Raw genomic sequence first — 24,767 nt, 5'->3', positions numbered from 1 at the left:
CTCCCCGGGATTCCGGTCTATTCAAGCTCGACGGCGTAATCGCCGACCGGCCGCACCTCGTCGATCAGCCCGCTCGTCTTCATGAACGCCGCAAAGCGCTTGTAGCGCGCGCTGTCGAGCGCCGCCGGCCGCTTGGCAAAGCGCGGGATGGTGTCCATGAAGGCACGCCGGTTGAGCTCGTTGTCGAGGTCCGGATGGGCCTTCAGGAACATCTGCCGCGCCTCTTCCGGGTGGTTGGTGAGAAAGATGCTCGCCTTCTCCACCGCTGCGAGGAACCGCCGCAGCCGCGCATCGTCCAGATGGTCGCGATGGGCCAGGTAGATGAGTTCGTCATAGACCGGCACGCCGTGCTCTTCCAGATAGAAGGCGCGGCCCTTGCTGCCTTCCAGTTCGAGCTGGGTCAGCTCGAAATTGCGGAACGAGCCGACGACGGCATCGACCCGGCCGGCCAGCAGCGCCGGCGACAGGGCGAAATTGACGTTGACGAGCTCGACATCGTCCATCGTCAGACCGGCATTCTTGAGCATCGCGCCGAGGATCGCGTCCTCGAAGCCGGCGACGGAGAACCCGACCTTCTTGCCCTTGAGGTCGGCGATCTCCTTCACCGGCCCGTCGGCGAGAGCAACCACGGTGTTGAGCGGCGTCTCCACGAGCGTGCCGAAGCGCACCAACGGCAGGCCCTCGGCCACATGCTGGTAGAGGTTCGGCTGGTAGGAGATGGCGATATCCCCCTTGCCGGCGGCAACGAGCCGCGGCGGCGCGCTCGGATCGGCCGGCGGCACCAGCGTGACGTCGAGCCCTTCCTCGTCGAAATAGCCGGCCTCCTTGGCGATCACCAGCGGCGCATGGTCGGGATTGACGAACCAGTCGAGCAGCACGGTCAGCTTGTCGGCGGCGAGCGCCGGCGACGTCAGCGTCACCGCCAGCGCGGTGGCAAGGGCGAGAACGAGGCGTTTCATCTCAAAAGTCCTTTCGTTTCTGATGGGTGACAATCGGCTTGAGGCGGTCAGGCATCCGTTTCCGGAGCCCAGAAGACGAGGCGCCGCGTTGCCCGGTCGACGACCTGGCGCAGGGTGACGGCGATGACGGCAAGGACGATCAGCGCGGCAAAGACGGTGTCGGTCTGCATGCGCGCATTGGCCTGGATCATGACGAAGCCGAGGCCGCCGGAGGCGCCGACCCATTCGCCGACGACGGCGCCGATCGGCGCGACGGCAACGGCGACCCGGAGGCCGGAGGCAAGGTTCGGCAGCGCAGCCGGAATGCGGATATGGATGAGCGTCTGCCAGCGCGAGGCGCCGGATAGGCCGGCGAGTTCGACGAGGCCGCGATCGGTCCGCGTCAGCCCGTCATAGAAGGACGAGGCGACGGGGAAATAGATGATCAGCGAGGCCATGACGATCTTGGAGGCCATGCCGAAGCCGAACCAGACGACGAGCAGCGGCGCGATGGCAAAGACCGGCAGCGCCTGGCTGGCAACGACCACCGGCAGCACCAGCTTGCGGGCGAGCGGCAGGAAGCTCATGACCAGCGCGGTGGTCACGCCGAGGAGCGCGCCGGTCGCCAGGCCGACGACGATTTCCAGCAAGGTGGTGAGGCCGTGCGCGGCGAGATAGCCGGGCTGCATACGGAACACGGCGGCAACCCGCTCCGGCGACGGCAGCATGTAGTGCGGCAGCGAAAAGCCCGTGACCACAGCCTGCCACAGGGCAACGAGGGCGGCGGAGATCAGGACCGCGCGCGCGGACGCCAGGACGATGCGGGACATGGCCGGACGGACGGGATCAGGCCCGGCTGCGCCGAATGCGGCGCAGAGGAAGTCGTGCGGCAGGGGAAGAAAGATCGGACATCGGCGACACCTCCAACAGGATGACCGACGTCAGGAGATGTCCGCATAAGCCGTGCATGCGCCCCGTCCCTTCGCCGGTATGATCCGGATCAGGTTCGAAGGGTTCGGCATCCCGCGATGCCATCTCAGCTCCTTGTCGGAGCACCCCTCGGAACGGGTCAGAGGATGCGCGGGATCGCGGCCCATTGCAAGCGGGCTGAAAAAGATTTTCGAAAAGACGGAAAAGGCCGGCGCTGCCGCGCTCAGCCGGCCTGCCATTTGGCGAAGGCCTGCTCGATCATGCGATCGCCGGGAGCGCCCTTTTCGAGCGTCAGGATCGCCCGCTTGTCGGTCTCGAACAGCACCGGAATGTCGATCCACCCGCGATCCTTCAGGAGCGTCTGGTTGCGATCGTTCTCCACGTCGTTCTGCGACAGCGCGATCCAGAAAAGGTTTTCCAGGACCCGGGCGGAGGCGCCGCGCAGGGCATCGCCCCGTGCCGCCTCGCTGGTCTTCAGGATCAGGCCCGGCACGTTGGCGATTCCCCCGCCTTCGAAGTCTTCCGGCAGGGTGAAGGCGATCTCGATCGTGTAGGGCGCCGGCAGGGCGGTGTCCCGGTTCGGCCGCAGCTTGACGTCGACCGCCATGTTCTTGTCCGGAATGTCCGCATGGGCATGCAGCACGGTATCGGTGCCGCCGCTCGCCGACGGCTCTTCGGCCAGCGACCAGACGACGCTGCCGTTATAGGCGGTGTTGCCGGCGCCGGGCTCGGTGTTCTCCTCATAAAGGATGGCCCGCTGGCCAACGCCGACGGTGTTGCCGGAATCGACGATCGGTGCCGGATTGTCTTCCGGCGCCGGTTCGACGGCCGACTGGTCGTCCGGAACCGCCTCGTCCGGTCCGGTTTCCTCGGCCGCCTCCGCCGGTTCCTCGCTCACCGCCGCATCGTCCTCGACCGCCGCGGCATCCGCGCCGTCATCGGCCGGAGCGGCTTCCTCGTCGCTCGCTGCGTCCTCGCCCTCGCTGCCGGGCGCACGCACGCGCATGGTCCGGACGCTCTTGGCATCGGGCGCCGCGCCGTTCTCGCCGCCGAGCGAGGGCAGCCGGTCGGTGATCTTCGGGGCGAGACCGTCCGGCGCAAGGGCCGGCTCGTCGGTCGTCTGGGTGTCCATTTCGGTGACGGTCGGCTGGGCCGTGCCGTCATCGGCAAGGTCGGCCGGCCCGAACAGGAGATCGCGCTGGGCGTAGATCCAGCCGGCAACGCCGACAAAGATGACGAGGAGGATCGCGGCGGCGACCATCCACATCGTCCGCGACGACAGCGGCTGGGCGACCCGGCCGTGAAATTCGGTGCCGGCAAGGGCGTCGTCGGCGACGGGCGCATCGCCGGCAAGGTGCGCCTCGCCGGCCGTCGAGACCGGCGGTTCGGCGGCCATCTCCGTGCCGGGCTCCTCCGGCGGCGTCTCCGGCAGTTCCGGTTCGGTGCGCTGGCGCCGGCGCTCGGCGCGGCGCTGCTTCTTTTCCGTCGCGTCGAGGACCTCGCGCGCCGACTTCGAGGCCTTGCCCGAGGCAGCCCCGAGCGCACCGGCCGCCTTGACCGCGCGCCGGAACACATCGACGCCGCGCGCCTTCTTCGGCGGCACCGAATCGTTCGCCGCTTCCGGCCGGTCCGGCTCCTCGGCGGGGCCGGGAACGGGAACGGCAAGGTCTTCCTTCGGCCGCGCCGGCGCCGTCGGCTCCGGCGCCCGCGGTTCCGCGGCCGGGGCGTGCCTTGCGGCCGGCGGCTCTGCGGGCCTTGCCGACGCGGGCGGCTCCCTGCGCGGCGGCGCCTCGAAACGCGGCGGTGCGGCAGGCGCCGGCCTCTCCGCCGGGGCGGAAGGCTTTGCCGGTTCGGCGGGTGCGGCGGTCTGCGGATCGATCTTGGAGGCCGGCGCAACGGGCTTGGGGACCTCGGCGCGCGGCCGGTTCGAGCCCATCAGCGCCCGCGCCGTCTCCGATTCCACCTTGCGGATCGATTCTTCCAGGGCGAGGCGCTGCTTGGTGATTTCCGAGGGCGCCAGCGGCGGCTCGACGGACTTCAACTGGGTGACCAGCGCGCTGCGGGCCTTTTCATAGACGGCGCGCCGAGCCTCGCCGGTGTTGTCCGGCAAGGCATCGAGAGCCCGTTTCAGGATTGCGTAATAGTCCGCCATGTCTCAACGCTCGGTCGGGCGCGTATTACTGTCGTCGAGGGCCGTTCGCGCCGAAGCGGTCTCCCGTCTGCAGGAACGCCGGCCGGTCCGAAGACGTTCCGAAGCGCGCCCTGCCCTCGCTCCTCCCCGCTCTAACCTTCAACTCCCCGTCTCTACGCACCCAGCGCCGCGGCCGCAATACTTGGCGGCCGCCAAGTCTTACAAAAAGTGCTAATCCTGAAACGGATCCTGGACAAGGATAGTGTCGTCTCTTTCGGGACTTGTCGACAACAGCGCGACCTGGGTGCCGATCAGTTCCTCCAGGTAGCGCACATATTTGACGGCCTGGGCCGGCAGTTCCGCCCAGCTCCGGGCGCCGGCGGTCGAGGCCTCCCAGCCTTCCAGCGTCTCGTAGACCGGCTCGACCTGGCGCTGCGCTTCCTGGGCGGCCGGCAGGTAGTCGATCCTGGCGCCGTTGAGCATATAGCCGGTGCAGATCTTCAGCTCCTTCAGGCCGTCGAGCACGTCGAGCTTGGTGAGCGCGATGCCGTCGATGCCGCTGGTCCTGACCGTCTGGCGCACCAGCGCGGCATCGAACCAGCCGCAGCGCCGCTTGCGCCCGGTGACCGTGCCGAATTCGCGCCCGCGTTCGCCGAGGAACTGGCCGACCTCGTCATCTAGCTCGGTCGGGAACGGCCCCTCGCCGACCCGGGTCGTGTAGGCCTTGGTGATGCCGAGCACATAGTCGATGGCGCCGGGGCCCATGCCCGAGCCCGTCGCCGCCTGGCCGGCGCCGGTGTTCGACGAGGTGACGAACGGATAGGTGCCGTGATCGTTGTCGAGCAGCGCGCCCTGCGCACCCTCAAAGAGGATGCGCTTGCCGGTCTTGCGCATCTCGTCGAGGAGCTGCCAGACCGAATCCATGAACGGCAGCACGGCATCGGCCGCCGCGGCCAGTTCGTCATAGAGCGCATCGGCCGAGATCTCCGGCTCCCCGAGCCCGCGCCGGAGCGCGTTGTGGTGGATGAGCATGCGGTCGATCTTGGTCTTCAGGGTGCCAAGGTCGGCAAGGTCCATCAGGCGAATCGCCCGGCGGCCGACCTTGTCCTCATAGGCCGGGCCGATGCCGCGTCCCGTGGTGCCGATCTTGCCGGCGGCGAGCGCCTTCTCGCGCAGCGCGTCGAGTTCGCGGTGCAGCGACAGGATCAGCGTGCAGTTCTCGGCAATCCGCAGATTGTCTCGGCTGACGGTGACGCCCTGGTCCTTCAGCCGGCCGATCTCGGCGATCAGGGCATGCGGGTCGAGCACCACGCCATTGCCGATGACGCCCAGCTTTCCCTCGCGCACGACGCCGGACGGCAACAGGCTCAACTTGTAGGAAACGCCGTCGATGACCAGCGTGTGGCCGGCATTGTGCCCGCCCTGGAAGCGCACCACCACATCGGCACGCTCGCTCAACCAGTCAACGATCTTACCCTTACCTTCGTCGCCCCACTGCGAGCCGACGACAACCACATTCGCCATTAACGCGCCCCGAAATACGCTCTTTTTTTCCGCTGAGTCTTGCTGGAGCCCTGCGGCTCCCACCCATTTGCGGGCGCGCGACTATAACCACTCGGCCGGGCCGTGGCGAGACCTTCCAATGTCTCAGCGGGGGACGGGCGGCGCCCCGGCCCGATTCCGCGCCGGGGCTGTGTCGCAAAGGTCACGTGACCCGATCAGCTTAGACGCCGAAGGACCTGGCGCGATCAGCGCACCGGGCCGTCATTCCACATGATCCGCTCGTCGTCCGGCCAGCGCACGGTATAGCCGATGAGGATCTCGCGCGCCTTTCCGGCATCGAGATCGAAGGCCCAGCGCACGACACCGCGCCTGCCGTCGACATCGGTCGTGGTCGGCTCGGTGGTGTCCGACGCCCGCTCCACCTCGATCTTCTCGTTCTCCGACTGCGGCAGCCGGTCGTCGATCTCCATGCGCATGGTGCGGTCGTGGCGGTTGGTGACGGTGATGCGATAGCGGCGCTGGTCGATCTTGTCGGTGGAGAGCATGCCGCGCTCGCCCTCGCTTTTCTCCAGCGTGATCCGTTCCACGACCACCGCCGGATCGGCACCGAAGCCGAACGCGACCTCCTCCTTCGGCGCAATGAAGCCGATCCCGCCCTTGCCGACGAAGACGCCGTCGCGGAAGAGCTGAACCTCGCCCGGCAGGATCGGCCCCGCGCCTTCGTTGTCGAAGCGCACGGTCAGATAGGCCGTCGGATCGAGCACCGGCACGGAGCGCACGACGAGTTCCGGAGAGATGGTGTCGCTGCCGATCTTCAGGGTCTTCGGCGTGCCGTCGCCAACGATCGAGGTGCGGCCGGGAATGCGGTAGACGAGGTCGAAACCGCGGGTCTCAAGGGCTGCGGCGCGCTCGGTGGCGGGCATTGCCCGGACCATCGCGCCGCCGGCCGGCGCTTCCATGGGCGCGGCCTCCGCCATTTCATTGTCGGCGAACATGCGCATCGTCTTGCGGCTCTGGGCCACTGGCACCGGCCGCGGCTTCGGCGCGATGCGGACGATCAGCGGACTGAGCTCCGGCGCCTCGGCGCGCCCGCCGGGCCGTGCGGTGGAAAGGGTCAGCTCGGCGTCGGTCCAGTCCTCGCCGGTCGCCTGGGTGACGACGGCCCGGCGCACCAGTTCCAGCGACGGCGCCTCGCCATCAAGCGACAGCCGCGCGTCATAGACCGGACGCCAGACCGCGCCGGCCGCCGCATAGCGCAGGGTCAGAGCGGCATCCGCCGCCGTGTCGGCAACGACGGAAATGCGGGCCTGATAGGTCGGCTTTGCCTCCGGGAAACTCTCGTCCTGCTGGTCCTGCAGGCGCGCGATCTCGTCCTTGATCTCTTGGAGGCGGACGGTCGATGCGCGCACCGTCTCGCGCAGCGTCGAGAGCGAGGTGCCGAACTTGCCGAGCATCTCCGACCAGTCCGGAGCGGGGCGTTCGCCCTTGAGGTCGAACAACTGCTTGGGCGCTTCGGAGACGATGTTGCGCACGAAGCGGATCTGCTCGTTGGCCGTGGCGATGGCGTCTTCGACCGCCTGGCGCTCGCGCTTCAGGACCTCGATCCTGGCGCCGATCTCGCCCGGCACGTCGTGCGGCTTCGGCATCATCCGGCGCATGTCGACCGAGACGATCTCCAGCCCGGCCGTCGCCTCGGCTTCGACCCGCACCGAATCCGGATCGAGGCTAAGCGGCAGGTTTTCAAGGACGATGACGGATTCGCCGGCCGGCACCGCGGCCGTCGCGTCGCGGGCCACGGTTGCTCCGTCCGGATAGACCTCCACCTGGGCGATCCGCGAGGGTGCCGTGACATCGGCGGCCCATGCCGGGGGGAGAGCCGTGCCCGTCCCCATTGCCGCAACGAGGAGCGTTGCCGCGAAAATGCCGATCGGTTTCATCTGCCGAATTCCTCCCTCAGGAAACGCGTGAAAATCGTGCCCGCGATTGTGCCCGCAAATGCGGCGGCCTGTGGGCGCCGCAGGATGTCGCCTAGCGTTCCGCGCCGTGCGGCTCGGCGTGGGTGACGATGCGGCGCACGCCCGGATGGCTCTCCCGGAACGCCCGCTCGAAGCGGTCGACCGCGGTATGGACCTCGTCGACGCTGCGGGTCCGGTCGACCCAGCAGTGCAGCGTCACGAACAGGCCGAGGCGGTTGCGCCGCACCCGGACATCGTGGATGTGGGTGACCAGCGGATGGCTTTCGGCAAGCACCTCCAGCTTGTCGACCACCTCCAGGATCATCTCCTCGGAGACGTCGGCACCGTCGACGCCGATGACGTCGGCGGGCTCGATATGGCTTTCCACCTCGACGTCGTCGCCGAGCTCGTTGCGAATCGCCTCTTCCAGGCCAGAGGCGACGTCATGCGCCTTCCAGTAGGGCCAGTCGGCATCGACCTCGATGTCGAAACTGACCGAGAGCGCGTCGCTGACATGCTGCACCGTCAGATGATGCACGGCGACGCCGCGCCGGGCCGCCACCAGCATGACCTTGTCAAAGATCGTCTCGTCGTCGAGCGCGACGGGATGGGCGGTCAGCGAGATGTCGGCGTCCTCGATCTCCCGGTGCACCCGGTCGATGAACTTGGCCTTGATCGCATTGACCCGGTCGAAGGCGAAGGTGCGGCGGACATTGACGTCGGCATCGATGAAGACCGTCGATCCGCCACGTCGGATCCGTGCCCGCTTCAGGGCCAGCACGCCCTCGGCGTCCCGGGCGATATTGGCGATGATGTCGGCATAGCCCGCCGGTGCCGTGTCGGTCAGGGACTCAATGGTGCGCCGCCCGAGCCGGTAGCCGGCAAGCCCGACGACGATGGCAACCACAATGGCGGCAAAGGAGTCGCCGGCCGGAAAGCCCGCCCACGTCGCCGCAAGCCCGATCAGCACCGCCGCGGAACTCCACAGGTCCGAGGCGAAATGCAGCGCATCGGCGGCAAGCGCCTCGCTGCGCGTCGCCTCCGCTGCCCGCTTCAACGCCCGGGAGCGGTTGAAGTCGACGACCATCGACCCGCAGATGACCGCAACCGCCCACCAGGTGACCTCGACGCCGTTGCCCGGTGCGATCAGCCGGTGGATGGCCTCATAGACGATCCAGCCGGCGATGACGAAGAGCAGGCCCGTCTCGGCGAGCGCGGTGACGCTCTCGATCTTGCCGTGGCCGTAATGGTGTTCCTCGTCCGCGGGCTTGTCGGAAACCCGCACCGCAAAGAAGGTGATCGCCGTTGCGCCGATATCCATCAGGCTGTGGAAGGCATCGGACAGGATACCGAGACTGCCGGTGGCGAGCGCAACGGTAAACTTGCCGATGGTCAGCCCGACGCTGGCCAAGAGCGAGATGAGCGCGACTCTGGTCTTTTGCGAGGTCATCGTCTGTCCGGCCCGGCGGCGGTCCTCAATGCGGGCCGTTCATAGCACGAGCAGACGACAAAAAAAGCCGCGCGGCGAACCGCGCGGCATTCTCTCATAGGTTTTAGCACCGCCGTCAGAAGGCGAGCGGCGCGACCTGGACGACGCTCGGCAGCGCCAGCACCTTGGCCAGCACGTCTTCGGCGATCGGCCCGTCGACCTCAACGAGGCTGATGGCATCGCCGCCGCGCTCCGAGCGGCCGAGATTGAAGGTGGCAATGTTGACGCCGGCATCGCCCAGCACCGTGCCGAGATTGCCGATGAAGCCCGGCTTGTCCTCGTTGGTGACGTAGAGCATGTGGGGGCCGAGCTCGGCCTCCATGTTGATGCCCTTGATCTGGATGATGCGCGGCTTGCCGTCGCCGAACACCGTGCCGGCCACCGAACGCGACTGGCGCTCCGTGGTGATGGTGAGGCGGATATAGCCCTCATAGGCGCCCTGCTGCTCGCGCCGCACCTCTTCCACATGGATGCCGCGTTCCCGGGTCATCGCCGGGGCCGAGACCATGTTGACGGTCTGCAGCATCGGCCGAAGGACGCCGGTCAGCGCCGCAGAGGTCAGTGCACGCACGTTCATCTCCGCGACCGTGCCCTCATACTCGATCTTGATCGCCTTGATGCCGGTCTGGGTGAGCTGGCCGGCGAACAGGCCGAGAAGTTCGGCAAGCCGGACGAACGGCGTCAGCTTCGGCGCTTCCTCGGCCGAGATCGACGGCATGTTGAGGGCGTTGGTGACGGCGCCGTGCAGCAGGTAGTCGGACATCTGCTCGGCGACCTGCAGGGCAACGTTCTCCTGGGCCTCCGAGGTCGAGGCGCCGAGATGCGGCGTGCAGACGACGTTCGGCGCATCGAAGAGGACGTTCTCCTTGGCCGGCTCGGAGGTGAAGACGTCGATGCCGGCGCCGGCGACCTTGCCGGACTTCAGGGCCTCGGCCAGCGCCTCTTCGACGACCAGACCGCCTCTGGCGCAGTTGATGATGCGCACACCGTCCTTCATCTTGGCGATCGCCGCCGCGTCGATGATGTTGCGGGTCTTGTCGGTCAGCGGCGTGTGCAGGGTAATGAAGTCGGCGCGGCGGAACAGCTCATCGAGATCGACCTTTTCGACCCCGAGAGTCATCGCCCGCTCCGGCGACAGGAACGGATCGTAGGCGATCACCCGCATCTTCAGGCCGATGGCGCGCTCCGCGGCGATCGAGCCGATATTGCCGCAGCCGATGATGCCGAGCGTCTTGGCGGTGATTTCCGTGCCGACGAATTTCGACTTCTCCCACTTGCCGGCCCGTGTCGAAGCATCGGCCTCGGGAAGCTGGCGGGCGACGGCGAACATCATGGCGATGGCGTGCTCGGCCGTGGTGATGGAATTGCCGAAGGGCGTGTTCATCACGATGATGCCCTTGGCGGTCGCCGCCGGCACGTCGACATTGTCGACGCCGATGCCGGCCCGGCCGATGACCTTCAGATTGGCGGCATTGGCGATGATCTTTTCCGTCACCTTGGTGGCGGAGCGGATGGCGAGGCCATCGTAGTTGCCGATGATCTCGGCGAGCTTGTCCTTGTCCTTGCCGAGGTCCGGCTGGAAATCGGCATCGATGCCGCGATCCTTGAAGATCTGCACCGCGGTCGGCGAAAGCTTGTCGGAAATGAGAACCTTGGGAGCCATGGGAGTATCCTCATGCGGCACCGGCGAGCGCCGGCGCCTTAAAGAAAGACTGAGTTCGGAAAGGCGCGGGGATCAGGCCGCGTGGGTCGGAACCTTGACGGAGGCATAGGCCCAGTCGAGCCACGACATCAGCGCTTCCAGGTCGGCGCGTTCGACGGTAGCGCCGGCCCAGATGCGAAGGCCCGGAGGCGCATCGCGGTAGGAGCCGATGTCGTAGGCGACGCCCTCCGCGTCGAGCGCGGCCGTCAGCGCCTTGGCAAAGCCGGCCTGGCCCGCGGCATCGAGCGCGGTGATGTCCGGATCGACGATGGTCAGGCACACCGAGGTGTTCGAGCGCGTCAGCGGATCGGTGGCGAGGAAGTCGATCCAGTCGGTCCTGTCGACCCACTCCGCAATCACCGCCGCATTGGCGTCGGCCCGTTCGACGAGGCCGTCGAGGCCGCCGACCGACTCGGCCCAGGTGAGCGTGTCGAGATAGTCCTCAACGCACAGCATCGACGGCGTGTTGATGGTCTCGCCGCGGAAGATGCCCTCGTTGAGCTTGCCGGCCTTGGTCATGCGGAAGATCTTCGGCAGCGGCCAGGCCGGGGTGTAGGTCTCCAACCGTTCAACGGCCCGCGGCGAGAGGATCAGCATGCCATGCGCCGCCTCGCCGCCGAGCACCTTCTGCCAGGAGAAGGTGACCACGTCGAGCTTGTCGAAGGGCAGCTTCTGGGCAAAGGCCGCGGAGGTGGCGTCGCAGATGGTCAGGCCCTCGCGGTCGGCCGGGATCCAGTCGCCGTTCGGCACGCGCACACCGGAAGTGGTGCCGTTCCAGGTAAAGACCACATCGTTGGAAAAATCGACGGTCGTGAGGTCCGGCAACGCGCCGTAATCGGCTTTCAGGGTTCGCGCGTTGTCGAGCTTCAACTGCTTGACCACGTCGGTGACCCAGCCGGCGCCGAAGGATTCCCAGGCCAGCATGTCGACGCCGCGGGCGCCGAGCATCGACCACAGCGCCATTTCCACGGCGCCGGTATCGGACGCGGGAACGATGCCGATGCGGTAGTCGGCGGGAACCTGCAGGATCTTGCGCGTGTCGTCGATGGCCTTGGCGAGCTTCGCCTTGCCGATCTTGGCACGGTGCGAGCGTCCGACGGCGGCGTCGGTAAGGACCGAGGGCGTCCAACCGGGACGTTTGGTGCAGGGGCCTGAGGAGAATTGGGGATTTGCCGGCTTGCTGCCCGGCATGGCAGGTGCTGTCATGTCTCTACCCTTCCAGATAGTAGCCCCTCGTTGGGGAGGGGTGTCCCACTGGCGCGTATAGACCTCGCGCCGGCGGAGCGCAACAGGCTTTGACGTGAATTTACCGTGACACTGTCGTCGGCGATCGCTCCTGCGGTTCGGGAAACGACCGGCAAGGGCCGCTTTGCGACCGCGGTCGGCCGCCGCCATGGGGCGGATCACCGCACCGACGTTTCGCCGGCTACCGTCCGCACTTCTGCCAGCCATGAAAGCTCGTGGATTGCGGGAAATTTCCCCTGCCGCCAGGCTGGCGCGCCATCCGGACAACTGGAGACGTGGACGCCGCAAAGGTTACCGATGCGCTGGTCGGCGGTGCCCCATGGTCAACGGACCGTTACCGGGAAAGCGCCCGGCAACGGACGGCTAACCATTTGCAGCATAACGAATTGTTAGGATTTGGCCGGCGCGGGGAGCATTCCCCGGCCAGCCGCTGCCCGATTCGAGACTGGTAAAAACTGTCCCTGTTACAAATACCGATCGTCAAAAATCCGACGCTTGCGAATGCTTTCCACAATAACGCGGCGAATCTTGATGTAGTCGATGGGAATCGGTCGCGTATCGATTTCGCATTTGAAGATGAAGCGATCGAGATTGTTCTTGATGTGGAAGAGTTCCCTGTCCGTGACGTTCATATCGCCGGCGATATCCGTCGCCAGAAGCTCGATGTCTTTTTTTCGCAAGGTTCTCATCGGTTCAGGAATCCCATGTTCGCCCCCCGGCAGATGACCGGCATGAAGCGCCCGAACCGTGAATCCATCAATGACGCGCTCGGCGTTTGCTGAGCGGACCTTTAACGGAACCGCTACATTTCGTTTCGAATTTGCCTTTGATTTGAAGGGTGGCGGTAAGACTACCCTCACTGCAGGACCGGCCGCGAGCGCCTGTCAGGGCTAGCCGATTGAAAGGCCGACGCATTCCCACCTCACTGTATACAGTGCCCGCGCAATCCGACGCGAGGCGCGGCACGCCTACAACCGGTCCCGAAATGGGTCACACCGGAACGTGTACTCATGGTCGCGAATATCGATGCCTGGCAGATGCGCCGTCCGGCCCCTTGCCCCGCTCCGGCGAAAGCGCTCTCGTCGCGTTAGACGGCCAACGCGACCGGGCGTGCGGAACCCGACGCTAACGCCCCCGCGCCGCGGGAGCGTTCCGCGGCCGATGTCGAGGCACGGTGCAGAAACGGCCCCCGACATTTGAGCCGGCAAATGAATCCGGTGGCATGCCCGGCGGGATCGGCATGCGTTGCCGCGAGCGCTATGACGACAGGGCAAACGTCGGATTTTTCCGTTGTATACAACCAGATTTTGAGGCAAGACAGGCGCTCATACCGCTGATCGGCACGCCTCCCCGTGCCTTTCGTCTCCCCTGTAGCGCGTGTCAGGCCAACCTTGAGGAATACGGGACGCACCATTGCCATCGTCGGCGCCGGCCTGCTTGGCTGCCTTGGCGCCATCGCGCTGTCGCGTCGCGGCAGGCGTGTTGTCCTGTTCGAGCGCGATGGCGATATTCTCGGCCGGGCCAGCCGCTTCAACGAGGGCAAGGTGCATCTCGGCTTCACCTACGGCCTCGACCGGTCCGGCGAGACCGCCGCCCGGATGTTCGCCTATGGCATTCGGTTCAAGGAGGAACTGGCCCGCCTGCTGGACCGGCCGGTCGAGGAATTCTTTCTGCACCAGCGCTGCATCTATGCCGTTGCCGGCGATTCCGCGCTGGCGCTGGAGGACGCCCTCCTGCACCTGGACACCCTCGACGGCCTCCATGCGTCCCATCTGGCGAGTGGCGGCGCGCCGGCGACGGCGTCCGGACCCTTCATCCGCCGGCTGACAGGGCGCGAACTTGCGGCCCGGTTTTGCGACACGGTAACGGCGGCTTTCGATGTGGCCGAACCGATCCTCGATTGCGACCGGCTGTGCGACGGCGTCGCCGCCGCCGTGCGGGCCGAGCCCGGGATCGAGATCGTCGCCGGCTGCGCCGTGCATGCCATCGAAGCCGCGCCGGTGCCCACGGTCGTCGACGCGGACGGCAACCGCCACGGCCCCTTCGATCGGATCGTCAATGCGGCCTGGGACGGCATGCCGGCGATCGAGCACAACAGCGGCCGCCCGGCCGAGGGCCACAGCCTCAGGGGCAAGACGGGTTTCGTCGCGGAAGTCCGGAAGGGCATGCCGGAGGCCCCGGTGACGTTCTGCTGGGGCATGTATGGAGACATCGTCCCGCAATCGCGCGACCACGCCTACGTCTCCTGGTACCCGTCCTGCCGGATGGGGTTCACCACCGGCGTCTCCGCCGGCTCCGGCTGGTTCGATGCCGTCGCCGAGTCCTTCGATTTCGACCGCGCCTACCAGGATTGCCGCGCGGCGTTCTCCCGGCTGCTGCCGAACCTGGAACTGGCAGAAGAGCCCGCCGCGAGCCGCGCCGGGGCGATTCTGGCGCATGCGCGAACCGACCTCCAGGACCCCGGCAGCGGCCTGCACCGGCGGACCGATTTCGGCATCCACCCCCATGACCGGGTGCTGGCGGTCAACACCGGCAAGCTGTCCTGCGCGCCGGGGCTGGCGGCCCAACTTGCGGAAATCGCCTGAGACCATGGCGAGGGAGCGACCACCCGTCAGCATCTGCATCCCGGCCTATCGGGCACAAGGGTTCATCGAAGAGACGCTCGATTCCGTCCTCGCCCAGACCTGGCCCGTCGACATCGCCGTCTCGGTCGACCCCTCTGACGATGCCACGGCGCAAACGGTGCGCAAGATGCTGGCCGGCAGGCAGGCGCGGGTCGTCGAACAGCCGCAGCGCCTCGGCTGGCTCGGCAACTGCAATGCGGCGCTTGCCCTGGCGAGCCGGGACCACGCCATGCTGATGCCCCATGACGACGCGCTCGACCCGGACTATGTCGCCACCTGCATGGAGACACTCGCGGCGACGCCCCGGGCGGTCCTTGCCTTCACCGATATCGACGGCCTCAACAAGGCGGACGTCCTCGGCACGGAGCCATCGGAAACCGGGCCGACCCGCCAACGCGTCGCCGCCATGTTCCGCCGGCATTTCCCGGCCATCGCCTTTCGCGGCGTCTTTTCGCGCAAGCGCGCGCGACACCACGCCGTCCCCCGGACCATCTCCGGGTTCGGCGCCGATTCCCTGTGGGTTCTGAGGATGGCCGTTAAGGGCGATATCGTGCGCATACCGGGCCCGCTCTATCACAAGCGCTTCCACGACCAGACCGCCCACCAGCCCTGGTATCGCGCGTTGCCTGCCGAACGCGACGAGATGTGGATCGCGCATTGTGTGGAAGCCTTGCGCACCGTGGCGCTGCAGCGCCCGGACGTGTTGCTGGACGCCGACCTGCGCCGGGCCTGGCGCCAGCGGCTTGCGCGCGTCGAGGTGCGCTTCCACACACCGCCCGGCCTGCCCGCCGAACTCGACCCGGACCGGCCGCTTCTGCCGCAGGCCGTTCGCGTCTACCGCCGCATAGCCCGGCGCACGCCGCCCTATTCCTGGAGTTGAGCCGGCTCCGCGACTGCAAACACCAAGAGAAACCGTGTGTTACAGTCGCACACCATTTTTGAACGCTTTTCGGGGACCATTGCGGCTATAAGACCCCAATCCATTCCTCGATATGAACGACAATCGCCGTGACGGGAGGCGATATGACACGCAAGTTTTTCGGAACCGACGGCATGCGCGGCCGCGCCAACACCTGGCCGATCACGCCGGAAATCGCCCTCAAGGTCGGCATGGCCACGGGCCTTGTCTTCACCCGCGGCGAGCACCGCCACCGGGTCGTCATCGGCAAGGACACGCGGCTCTCCGGCTATATGATCGAGACGGCGCTGGTCTCCGGCTTCACCTCGGTCGGCATGGACGTCTTCCAGCTCGGGCCGATCCCGACGCCGGCTGTCGCCATGCTGACCCGCTCGCTGCGCGCCGATATCGGCGTCATGATCTCCGCCTCCCACAACGCCTATCACGACAACGGCATCAAGATCTTCGGACCCGACGGCTTCAAGCTCTCCGACGACATCGAGGGCGAGATCGAGGCAATGATCGAGACCGACCTGACCGAGCGTCTCGCCGTCTCCGACAAGCTCGGCCGCGCCAAGCGCATCGACGGCGTCCATGACCGCTATATCGAGGCGGCCAAGCGCACCCTGCCCCGCAATCTCAGCCTCGACGGCCTCCGGATCGCCATCGACTGCGCCAATGGCGCCGCTTACCGGGTCGCCCCGGAAGCGCTCTGGGAGCTCGGCGCCGACGTCGTGCCGGTGGGCGTCACCCCCGACGGCTTCAACATCAATGACGGCTGTGGCTCGACCAGCCCGGCGGCGCTGGCCGAAAAGGTCTACGAGGTCCGCGCCGACATCGGCATCGCGCTCGACGGCGACGCCGACCGCGTCCTCATCGTCGACGAGAAGGGCCATGTGGTCGACGGCGACCAGTTGATGGCCGTCGTTGCCGAAAGCTGGAAGGAGGATGACCGCCTCTCCGCCCCCGGCATTGTCGCCACGGTGATGTCCAATCTCGGCCTGGAACGCTTCCTCGGCTCGCTCGGCCTGACGCTGGACCGCACCAAGGTCGGCGACCGCTACGTGGTCGAGCGCATGCGCCAGATGGGCTTCAATGTCGGCGGCGAACAGTCCGGCCACATCATCCTGTCCGACTTCGCCACCACCGGCGACGGCCTCGTTGCCGCCCTTCAGGTGCTGGCCGTCGTCAAGAAGCTCGACAAGCCGGTGAGCGAGGTCTGCCACCGCTTCGACCGGGTGCCGCAGATCCTGGAGAACGTGCGCACCCGTGGCGCCAAGCCGCTGGAAAACGAAGCCGTGCTGAGCGCCATCCGCGACGCGGAGACGAAACTCGGCAATTCCGGCCGCATCGTCATCCGCCCGTCCGGCACCGAGCCGGTCATCCGGGTGATGGCCGAGGGCGACGACGAAGTGCTCGTGGCGCGCCTCGTCAAGGAGATCTGCGGCGCCGTCGAAGCCGTCGTCTGACGGGCTTCGCACGGCCACACTCCCTGCCTCGCGATCGCGCGCCGGCGCGCAGCAAGAGATGGCAAGGCCCCCTCTCGGCGCCCGTCGCATCGCCGGACCGCCCCGCCATCGCCACAAAAATCCGCCGGTTGGCGCCACCAATGCGCCCGGCCCGCGATTTTTTTTGCATTGGCATACCTAGAATTTTGTAGGCATGCCGCGACCGGCGGAAATATATACCGCGAATATCTTTCATCGCGTGATGAAAAGTCGCGACGCCGGTAACGAATTGCGGCTCGGCGATATTTGACACATCGGTGGATACATCGTCCCGCGCCGCGCGCATGAGCCGCCCGACAGGCTTCCACAACAAATGCAAAGCGGCTTTGATCTGAATGTATATTTTTCAGATGTGATTTTATACTAGTATATTAGAAATATGCCACATTCCGAACGTTCCGGAACTGGCAAATTCCACTTCCTATTCTTGCCGTTTCACGGATATTCTCTGACCGTCGAACCGTGTTGCCATGTGATCGCCATCTCGAAGCGTCCAGGCACCGGCTCGCGCGTTTGCGGAACGGTCCGTCGGATGGATCGCGGAAACCAGGGAAGGGGAAGGGCTCATGGCGACCGGCAACTCTTATGTCGACTCGATCAGTTGGGGAAACTGGGGCTGGTACAATCCGGGCGGCAGGGTCGTCATCAAATACTATTTCGACAACGACTATTCGGTCTGGTCGAACTCCGAAAAACATGCCTACCGCACCGCGCTCCAGGAATGGGCGAAGGTCGCCAATTTCACCGTCCAGGAAACCCAGAACGAGAGCGAAGCCCAACTCGTCGAGCACAGCCTCAGCAACGCCCAGATCAATGCCAAATACGGCGTGCAGCCGGGCTCGGTGCTGTTCGGCGTCCACGACACCCCGCAAACGGCCGCATCGAGCTTCGACGGCAAGGCGCACGGCTACTACAATTATCAGGCCTATAGCTGGCCCTCCTCCGGCATCGCCTACGATACCGGGGGCCTGAAGAAGGGCGGCTGGGGCTACACGACCATGCTCCACGAGCTCGGCCATGCGCTGGGCTTCGCCCATCCGCACGACAATGGCGGCGGCTCACCGCAGATGCCGGGTGTGAGCAGTTCCGACGACCTCGGCTACAACAAGCTGAACCAGAGCCTCTACACCGTGATGTCCTACAACAGCGGCTGGGAAGCGGTTCAGCGGCCGGAAATGAACGACGTTTCCGACTACGGCTACAATTACGGCCTAGGCGCCTACGACATCGCCGCGGTCCAGATCAAATACGGCGCCAACACGACCTATGCCAGCGGCAACAACACCTATGTCATCCAGAACAACGGCGCCTGGATGTCGATCTGGGATACCGGCGGCACGGACCGCATCGTCTACAGGGGCTCCCACGATGCCGTGATCAACCTCAACGCGGCGACGATCGACGGCACGGCCCATGGCGGCGGCTACCTCAGCTACGTGAAGAACGCCGGCAGCCAGAAGCACTATGGCGGCTTCACCATCGCCGACGACTTCACCAACGCGCTGGCCAACCGCAACGGCGAGACCGGCGTCATCATCGAGAACGCCGTCGGCGGCAGCGGCGACGACAAGATCACCGGCAACGGCGTCAACAACAAGCTGATCGGCGGCGCCGGCGACGACACCATCTTCGGCCTCGGCGCCAACGACAAGCTGATCGGCGGCAACAACGACGACCTCCTCTTCGGCGGTGGCGGCAACGACCGCGTCGCCGGCGGCAAGCACAACGATACCCTCGCCGGCGGTTCCGGCAACGACTGGGTCGCCGGCGGCGCCGGCAGCGACAGGGTCAACGGCAACGGCGGCGACGATCGCGTCCTCGGCGGCGCCGGCAACGACACCCTCGCCGGCCAGTTCGGCGACGACAAGATTTACGGCGGCAACGGCTCCGACTACCTCAACGGCAGCCAGGGCAACGACCTCCTGCAAGGCTCCAAGGGCACCGACCGCCTCATCGGCGGCGGCGGGGACGACACCCTTTACGGCGGCAAGCACGCCGACGAGTTCGTCTTCGGCGGCAAGACCGGTCGCGACATCATCGAGGATTTCCATGTCAATTCGGACCTGATCGACCTGTCGGCCTACAAGAGCCTGCACGACATGTCCGACCTCACGATCTACATGCGCCACGGCGACACGGTGATCCGGTTCTTCAACAACGTCATCGTCCTCGACGACGTCAGCAAGGGCGCCCTCGACAACGGCGATTTCATATTCTGACGGCCGCCCGGCGGCTGCCAGTTCCTAGGACCGGGCGCCGCCGGGCCGGTGCCGCGGCCGGGCAACGGTGATGCCCGCCAGCACCATGGCAAAGCCGGCAAAATCCATCGTCGTGAAGTGCTCGCCGAGGAAGGTGACGCCGACGGCGAGCGCAAAGGCCGGCACCAGATAATTGGTCAGCGCCGTGAAGCCGGCACCTGCCGAAGCGATCAGCGGGAACAGTACGATGCCGGCGATCGCCGTCGGAAAGATGCCGAGAAGCGCCAGCGAGGCGAGGGTCTCCGCGCGCTCCGCCGCATAGCCGTCCGGCGCCGTGACGAGCGCCAGGGGCAGGGCCATGGCGCTTGAGGCGACGATCATGCCGGTTGCCCGCTCCAGCCCCGCCATCGGCCGCATCAGCCGCACCGTCACCGCCTGGCTGGCATAGCCCAGGGACGCCGAGACGACCGCCAGCGCGCCGAGAAGCTGCATGTTGCCGGCATCGAACGACAACAGCGCGCCCGGCCCGATCAGCACGACGACGCCGGCGAACCCGGCAACGAAGCCGATGCCCTTGCGCACGGTCAGCGGCTCGTCCTTGAGGAGCGCCGCCGCCATGACGATGACGACCAGCGGCACCGCCGCCATCAGGACGCCGGCAAGGCTCGACGAGATGTACTGGGTTCCCCAGGAAATCAGCCAGAACGGCGCGACGGTGCCGACGAAGGCGAGCCAGGCAAAGCCGGCCCAGTCGCGCGGCCGGCGCGACAGCCCTCCGCCGCTGATGAGGAGCACCGGGATCAGGACGGCGGTCGCCAGAAGCACCCGCCACGCCACCACCCAGACCGGCGCCACCTCGCCGACGGCCACCTTGGTGAGCGCGAAGGACGAGCCCCAGACGACGACCAGGACGGAAAGATCGGCCCAGTCGCGCATCGGATGTCGGGTGGCTGCGTGCGGCTCCGGGCCCATCAGATCCTTCCATTGTGCGGGCAAGCGGCAAACGCCGTCCCCTGCCCCCGACGACGAACCGGGCCAAGGCCGCTCGCCGTTCCGGCGCCGGGCGCCCGCGCCCCGGCCCGCCCTTCTTATCGCAATCCCCGCGCCGGGCAACAGGATCGCCGGTCGCAGGTGCAAGATCGAAACCTTTTGTTTACAAAAGTTTCCATCGTTAAATATTCGGTAATATTAATATTCGTGGTTAAAAATCTCGGTTAATTCAGCCTTAAGATTTTCCTCCCATAGTTCTGCCCTGAAGTAAGGGTCCGGGGTGTTGCGTCGAGTGAGTGACCGGGACCGGCAACGGAAGGGATGAGTAATGGGCAGCCTGAAGAAAACGATCCTGTCGACGTGCGCAGCGATGCTGCTGTCGTCGACGGCCTTTGCGGCGGATCTCCTGGAACCGCCGATCATTGAGCACACGCCGGAGGTCATTCCGGTGGAAGTCGGCGCCGGCTGGTACCTGCGCGGCGACATCGGCTATGCGGTGATGCAGGCGCCCGACGCCTACTGGAACGGTACCAATTTCCACGGCGAGTCCCTCGACGACACATGGACGGGCGGCGTCGGCTTCGGCTACGACTTCACCGAATACTTCCGCAGCGACCTCACCTTCGATTACCACGGCAATTCCGAATTCCGGGCCCGCACGCGCTGCGCCCCCGGCTGCGGCACGACCCGCGAGCGTTCGACGCTCGACGCCTGGAGCATCATGCTGAACGGCTATCTGGACATCGGCACCTGGCAGGGTTTCACCCCCTATGTCGGCGCCGGTATCGGCACCACCTACATCAAGACCGACAACGTCATCGGCCGCAATCCGGTGCCGCCCGCCAGCCGCTTCGAGGGCGGCGAACAGTGGAACCTGTCGGCCGCGGCGATGGCCGGCGCGTCCTACGAGATCGCACCGGGCCTGCTGGTCGATGCCGGCTACCGCTATCTGTGGATGGGCGACGCCATCTCCGGCAACGCCCGCGGCTTCCGCGGCAAGGTGCATTTCGAAGACGTGGCCGCGCACGACATCCGCGTCGGCCTGCGCTACATGATCGAGTAGCACGGAAAAGATCACGTATTCCGGCGGCAACGCCGGAGGGGCTGCCGGGCGCGGTGGAGGTTTCATGCCTCCGCCGCGTTTGCGTTTCGGGCGGCCCCAAAGATATGCGAACAAAAAAACGCCCGGGCGCTCCGCCCGGGCGTTTGTTGTTTCCAATCGCGGCAGGCCGGTCAGGCCTGCGGCTGCGGCTCCATTCCGCCGGCATCGTCCTCGCGCGGACGGGTGCCGCCGGCCTTGGGGACCGCGGACGACCGGCTCGGGGGCGGCTCGTCGCCGGAATCCCGGATCGGCGCCTTGCCCTTCAGGAGATCCATGATCTCCTTGCCGGAGAGGGTCTCGTATTCCAGGAGGCCCTTCGACAGGGTGTGCAGCTCGTCGATGTTGTCGGTGAGGATCTGGCGGGCCTTGCCCTCCGCCTCGTCGATGATGCGACGGATTTCCTCGTCGATGATCTTGGCGGTGTCCTCGGAGATGTTCTGGTGCTGGGTCACCGAATGGCCGAGGAACACCTCTTCCTGGTTCTCCCGGTAGCGCAGCCGGCCGAGCTTCTCGCTCATGCCGTATTCCATCACCATCGCGCGGGCCATGTTGGTGGCCTGCATGATGTCGTTGGAAGCGCCGGTGGTGACGTTCTCCTCGCCGAAGATCAGCTCCTCGGCGACCCGGCCGCCGAACAGCATGGCAAGCCGCGCCTCCATCTCCACCTTGCGGATCGACAGGCGGTCGCGCTCCGGCAGGTTCATGGTGACGCCGAGCGCCCGGCCGCGCGGGATGATCGTGACCTTGTGCAGCGGGTCGTTGCCGGGCGTGTGCAGGCCGACGAGGGCGTGGCCCGCCTCGTGATAGGCGGTCAGCTTCTTCTCGTCCTCGGTCATGGCGAGGGTGCGGCGCTCCGCGCCCATCATCACCTTGTCCTTGGCGTCCTCGAACTCGGCCATGGTCACCATGCGCTTGCCGCGCCGGGCGGCAAGGAGGGCGGCCTCGTTGGTGAGGTTCATCAGGTCGGCGCCGGAAAAGCCGGGGGTACCGCGGGCCAGCACCTTCAGCTCCACGTCGGGAGCCAGCGGCACCTTGCGCACATGGACCTTGAGGATGCGTTCCCGGCCGATGACGTCCGGGTTCGGCACCACCACCTGGCGGTCGAAGCGGCCGGGGCGCAACAGCGCCGGATCGAGCACGTCGGGCCGGTTGGTGGCGGCGATCAGGATGACGCCCTCATTGGCCTCAAAGCCATCCATCTCGACAAGGAGCTGGTTGAGGGTCTGCTCGCGCTCGTCATTGCCGCCGCCAAGACCGGCACCGCGATGGCGGCCGACGGCGTCGATTTCGTCGATGAAGATGATGCAGGGCGCGTTCTTCTTGGCCTGTTCGAACATGTCGCGGACGCGCGATGCGCCGACACCGACGAACATTTCCACGAAGTCCGAGCCGGAAATGGTGAAGAACGGCACGTTCGCCTCGCCGGCGATCGCCCGGGCGAGCAGCGTCTTACCGGTGCCCGGAGGGCCGACCAGCAGCACGCCGCGCGGGATGCGCCCGCCGAGCCGCTGGAACTTCTGCGGATCGCGCAGGAATTCCACGATCTCGTGCAGGTCTTCCTTGGCCTCGTCGACGCCGGCCACATCCTCGAAGGTGACGCGGCCATGGGCCTCGGTCAGAAGCTTGGCCTTCGACTTGCCGAAACCCATCGCCTTGCCGCCGCCCGACTGCATCTGCCGCATGACGAACAGCCATATGCCGATGATGAGGAGCATCGGCAGCCAGTTGATGAGGACCGCAATGAACGAATAGTTGTCGCCGGCCGGCTTGGCGGTGATGCTGACGCCCTTCTGGCGCAGGCTGTCGATGTAGGACGCATCGCGCGGCGCGTAGGTCTGGAACGTCGTGCCATCGGTCAGGTGGCCGGAGATGTTCTGTTCCTGGATCACCACGTCGCGCACGTTGCCGCGGTCGACGTCGCTCAGGAACTGCGAAAAGGCGATTTCCTTGGAGCCGGTGCGCTGTCCGGGGTTCTGGAAAAGCTGGAACAGCGCAATCAATAGGAGGCCGATAATGACCCAGAGCGCAAAATTGCGGAAATTTGTGTTCATTTTGGTCCCTTGCATCCGGAAGACGCGCGCACGGCAGCGCCGGCGCAGCGTTCCGTTGTCCTCGCGAGGTAAGATAGGTTCCCCTGCCACCCTTGCCAAGTCATGGGCCTGTCAAGTCGCTGCAACTTTTTCTTAACCTAAACGAATGGCTAATCCGTGGCGAACGCACCGACGCCTTGGATATCCCCGCAAAGGGAACGCTCAGTGAGTCCCCGCGGTTCCTGCCAGACGGCGGAAAACGGCACGGCCGGTCCGGCATTCGCGAGCCGCACGGAAAGCGCGGGAACGGCGGCAAGCCGCCCCGCGGCGAAGGCCGCCGGCACGGTCTCAAGCGCAGCCGCGGGCATGCCCGCAGCCGTTGTGAGCCCGAGCGCCGCACGCCCGTCCCGGCCGAGCGGGCCGACGACGACCGGCGTCGCCGCATCCTTTGCCAGCGTCACTTTGAAGCGGTGGTCCCAGATCGCCTTTTCGCCCGGAAACAGCGGGATTTCCGGCATGCCCGCCCGGCCCGCCTCGCGGTAGAACCAGAGCCGGCCGCGGCGCGCCTCGACGACGACGCCGGCAAGCGTGCGTTTCATGCGCCGGCCGGTATCGCCGGACCGGATCGCCGCAACGAGGGTCTCCAGCCGCTCCTGGCGCGGCGGATAGACGGTGCCGCCAATGGACGACAGCAGCCGCGCCACGAGCCGCAGCGCGATCTCGTCCGGGCAATCGGCAAAGACCGTCGGGTCGAGCGCCCCGAAGCCGCCCGGATGGAACCGGGCGAAGGTGGTGAGGCGCCCCGATGCCTCCGCATCCAGGGCGTCCGACGCCTTTCGCATGCGTCGCGCCGTCGCCGCCAGCCGCTCCGGCGTCAGCCCTTCGGCGGCAAGGACGGGCAACAGCCTGCGCAACCGGATGCGCTCAAAGGCCGTGTTGTCGTTGGAGGGATCCTCGATCCAGTTGATGCCGGCCGCCTGGAGCGTCACCACGAGCCGCGCCTTCGGGATGTCGAGGAGCGGCCGCAACAGCCGGACGCCGCCGATCGCGCGCGCCGGCGCCATGGCGGCAAGGCCGTCGACGCCGCTGCCGCGGGCAAGCCGCATCAGCACGGTTTCCGCCTGGTCCTCCAGATGGTGAGCGGTGACGATCGCAGTAAGGCCGGCGAGCACGGCCCGCTCGGCCAACAGCCGGTAGCGCGCCTCGCGCGCCGCCGCCTGCAGGTTCGTCTTCGGCTTGTCGCCGGTCCAGCAAAGCGTTTCGTGGCCAAGGCCGAGCGCGGCGGCAAGCTCCGCGACCTGGGCCGCCTCCCCGGCCGCCTCCGGCCTCAGCCCGTGATCGACGGTGAGGACGGCAAGCCTCGGCGCGTTGCTGCGCCGTCCGGCCCAGCGCGCCGCCAGCACCATCAAGGCCGTGGAATCGGCGCCGCCGGAGACCGCAAGGCCCACGGCCTCCTCGCCGGCGAGCGGCGAGAACAGCGCCTCCAGCTCGTCGTCGCGGATCGGATCGGCGGCGGTCATTACG

The 24,767-nt window shown here is 66.7% G+C and carries 17 protein-coding genes and 1 riboswitch; of the genes, 5 read left to right on the top strand and 12 right to left on the bottom strand.

The genetic code is table 11. The features are described from left to right. Window positions 1-17 precede the first annotated feature (17 nt). The 9 genes from M2319_RS02650 to M2319_RS02610 all read right to left on the bottom strand — a co-directional run bounded on the left by M2319_RS02650 (window position 18) and on the right by M2319_RS02610 (window position 12,753). The gene (locus tag M2319_RS02650) at window positions 18-959 is read right to left on the bottom strand and encodes an ABC transporter substrate-binding protein (protein WP_264599874.1); all 942 of its coding nucleotides are present in this window, start codon (window positions 957-959) and stop codon (window positions 18-20) included. Between the two features lie 47 nt (window positions 960-1,006). Further along, on the bottom strand, window positions 1,007-1,768 hold the full coding sequence (locus M2319_RS02645) for an ABC transporter permease (protein ID WP_264599873.1): 762 nt from the start codon (window positions 1,766-1,768) through the stop codon (window positions 1,007-1,009). 130 nt (window positions 1,769-1,898) lie between these two features. Next, window positions 1,899-2,008: riboswitch (TPP riboswitch) on the bottom strand. Between the two features lie 83 nt (window positions 2,009-2,091). Then, window positions 2,092-4,020 carry a hypothetical protein gene (locus M2319_RS02640; RefSeq protein ID WP_264599872.1) on the bottom strand — a complete coding sequence of 643 codons (1,929 nt, stop codon included), beginning with the start codon at window positions 4,018-4,020 and terminating at the stop codon, window positions 2,092-2,094. Between the two features lie 210 nt (window positions 4,021-4,230). Then, on the bottom strand, window positions 4,231-5,523 hold the full coding sequence (locus tag M2319_RS02635) for an adenylosuccinate synthase (protein WP_264599871.1): 1,293 nt from the start codon (window positions 5,521-5,523) through the stop codon (window positions 4,231-4,233). Between the two features lie 224 nt (window positions 5,524-5,747). Next, entirely contained in the window at window positions 5,748-7,439 is a 1,692-nt protein-coding gene (locus M2319_RS02630) for a mucoidy inhibitor MuiA family protein (RefSeq protein WP_264599870.1), read from the bottom strand. 91 nt (window positions 7,440-7,530) lie between these two features. Further along, window positions 7,531-8,907 (bottom strand): cation-efflux pump, encoded by a 1,377-nt coding sequence (locus M2319_RS02625; protein WP_264599869.1) that lies wholly within the window; start codon window positions 8,905-8,907, stop codon window positions 7,531-7,533. Between the two features lie 115 nt (window positions 8,908-9,022). Next, window positions 9,023-10,609, bottom strand: a complete 1,587-nt coding sequence (serA, locus tag M2319_RS02620) for a phosphoglycerate dehydrogenase (protein WP_264599868.1) — start codon at window positions 10,607-10,609, stop codon at window positions 9,023-9,025. 72 nt (window positions 10,610-10,681) lie between these two features. Then, entirely contained in the window at window positions 10,682-11,854 is a 1,173-nt protein-coding gene (locus M2319_RS02615) for a phosphoserine transaminase (RefSeq protein ID WP_264599867.1), read from the bottom strand. 503 nt (window positions 11,855-12,357) lie between these two features. Next, window positions 12,358-12,753 carry a hypothetical protein gene (locus tag M2319_RS02610; protein WP_264599866.1) on the bottom strand — a complete coding sequence of 132 codons (396 nt, stop codon included), beginning with the start codon at window positions 12,751-12,753 and terminating at the stop codon, window positions 12,358-12,360. A 531-nt stretch (window positions 12,754-13,284) separates the two neighbouring features. Between M2319_RS02610 and M2319_RS02605 the strand changes: the two genes are divergently transcribed. The 4 genes from M2319_RS02605 (at window position 13,285) to M2319_RS02590 (ending at window position 19,142) form a co-directional block, all read left to right on the top strand. Next, window positions 13,285-14,478 carry an FAD-dependent oxidoreductase gene (locus tag M2319_RS02605; RefSeq protein WP_264599865.1) on the top strand — a complete coding sequence of 398 codons (1,194 nt, stop codon included), beginning with the start codon at window positions 13,285-13,287 and terminating at the stop codon, window positions 14,476-14,478. A 4-nt stretch (window positions 14,479-14,482) separates the two neighbouring features. Beyond that, window positions 14,483-15,397, top strand: coding sequence for a glycosyltransferase family 2 protein (locus M2319_RS02600; protein ID WP_264599864.1), 915 nt, complete (start codon window positions 14,483-14,485; stop codon window positions 15,395-15,397). A 143-nt stretch (window positions 15,398-15,540) separates the two neighbouring features. Further along, window positions 15,541-16,884 (top strand): phosphoglucosamine mutase, encoded by a 1,344-nt coding sequence (glmM, locus tag M2319_RS02595; RefSeq protein WP_264599863.1) that lies wholly within the window; start codon window positions 15,541-15,543, stop codon window positions 16,882-16,884. 605 nt (window positions 16,885-17,489) lie between these two features. After that, the gene (locus M2319_RS02590) at window positions 17,490-19,142 is read left to right on the top strand and encodes a hypothetical protein (RefSeq protein WP_264599862.1); all 1,653 of its coding nucleotides are present in this window, start codon (window positions 17,490-17,492) and stop codon (window positions 19,140-19,142) included. A gap of 24 nt (window positions 19,143-19,166) precedes the next feature. Here M2319_RS02590 and M2319_RS02585 read toward each other — a convergent pair whose 3' ends face one another. Further along, a complete protein-coding gene (locus tag M2319_RS02585; protein ID WP_264599861.1) occupies window positions 19,167-20,093 on the bottom strand; it encodes a DMT family transporter in 927 nt (308 codons plus the stop codon). Between the two features lie 346 nt (window positions 20,094-20,439). On the opposite strand from M2319_RS02585, the gene M2319_RS02580 reads away from it, so the two are divergent. Then, window positions 20,440-21,174 (top strand): outer membrane protein, encoded by a 735-nt coding sequence (locus tag M2319_RS02580; protein ID WP_264599860.1) that lies wholly within the window; start codon window positions 20,440-20,442, stop codon window positions 21,172-21,174. 170 nt (window positions 21,175-21,344) lie between these two features. Here M2319_RS02580 and ftsH read toward each other — a convergent pair whose 3' ends face one another. Next, window positions 21,345-23,264: an ATP-dependent zinc metalloprotease FtsH gene (gene ftsH, locus M2319_RS02575; RefSeq protein WP_264599859.1), complete on the bottom strand. Its 1,920-nt coding sequence runs from the start codon at window positions 23,262-23,264 to the stop codon at window positions 21,345-21,347. 149 nt (window positions 23,265-23,413) lie between these two features. Next, on the bottom strand, window positions 23,414-24,763 hold the full coding sequence (tilS, locus tag M2319_RS02570; RefSeq protein WP_264599858.1) for a tRNA lysidine(34) synthetase TilS: 1,350 nt from the start codon (window positions 24,761-24,763) through the stop codon (window positions 23,414-23,416). Between the last annotated feature and the right edge of the window lie 4 nt (window positions 24,764-24,767).

The organism is Rhodobium gokarnense (assembly GCF_025961475.1).
In the GTDB taxonomy this organism is placed as follows: domain Bacteria; phylum Pseudomonadota; class Alphaproteobacteria; order Rhizobiales; family Rhodobiaceae; genus Rhodobium; species Rhodobium gokarnense.
Note: the sequence above shows the minus strand (reverse complement) of the source record. Positions and strands in the feature narration are given on the sequence as shown.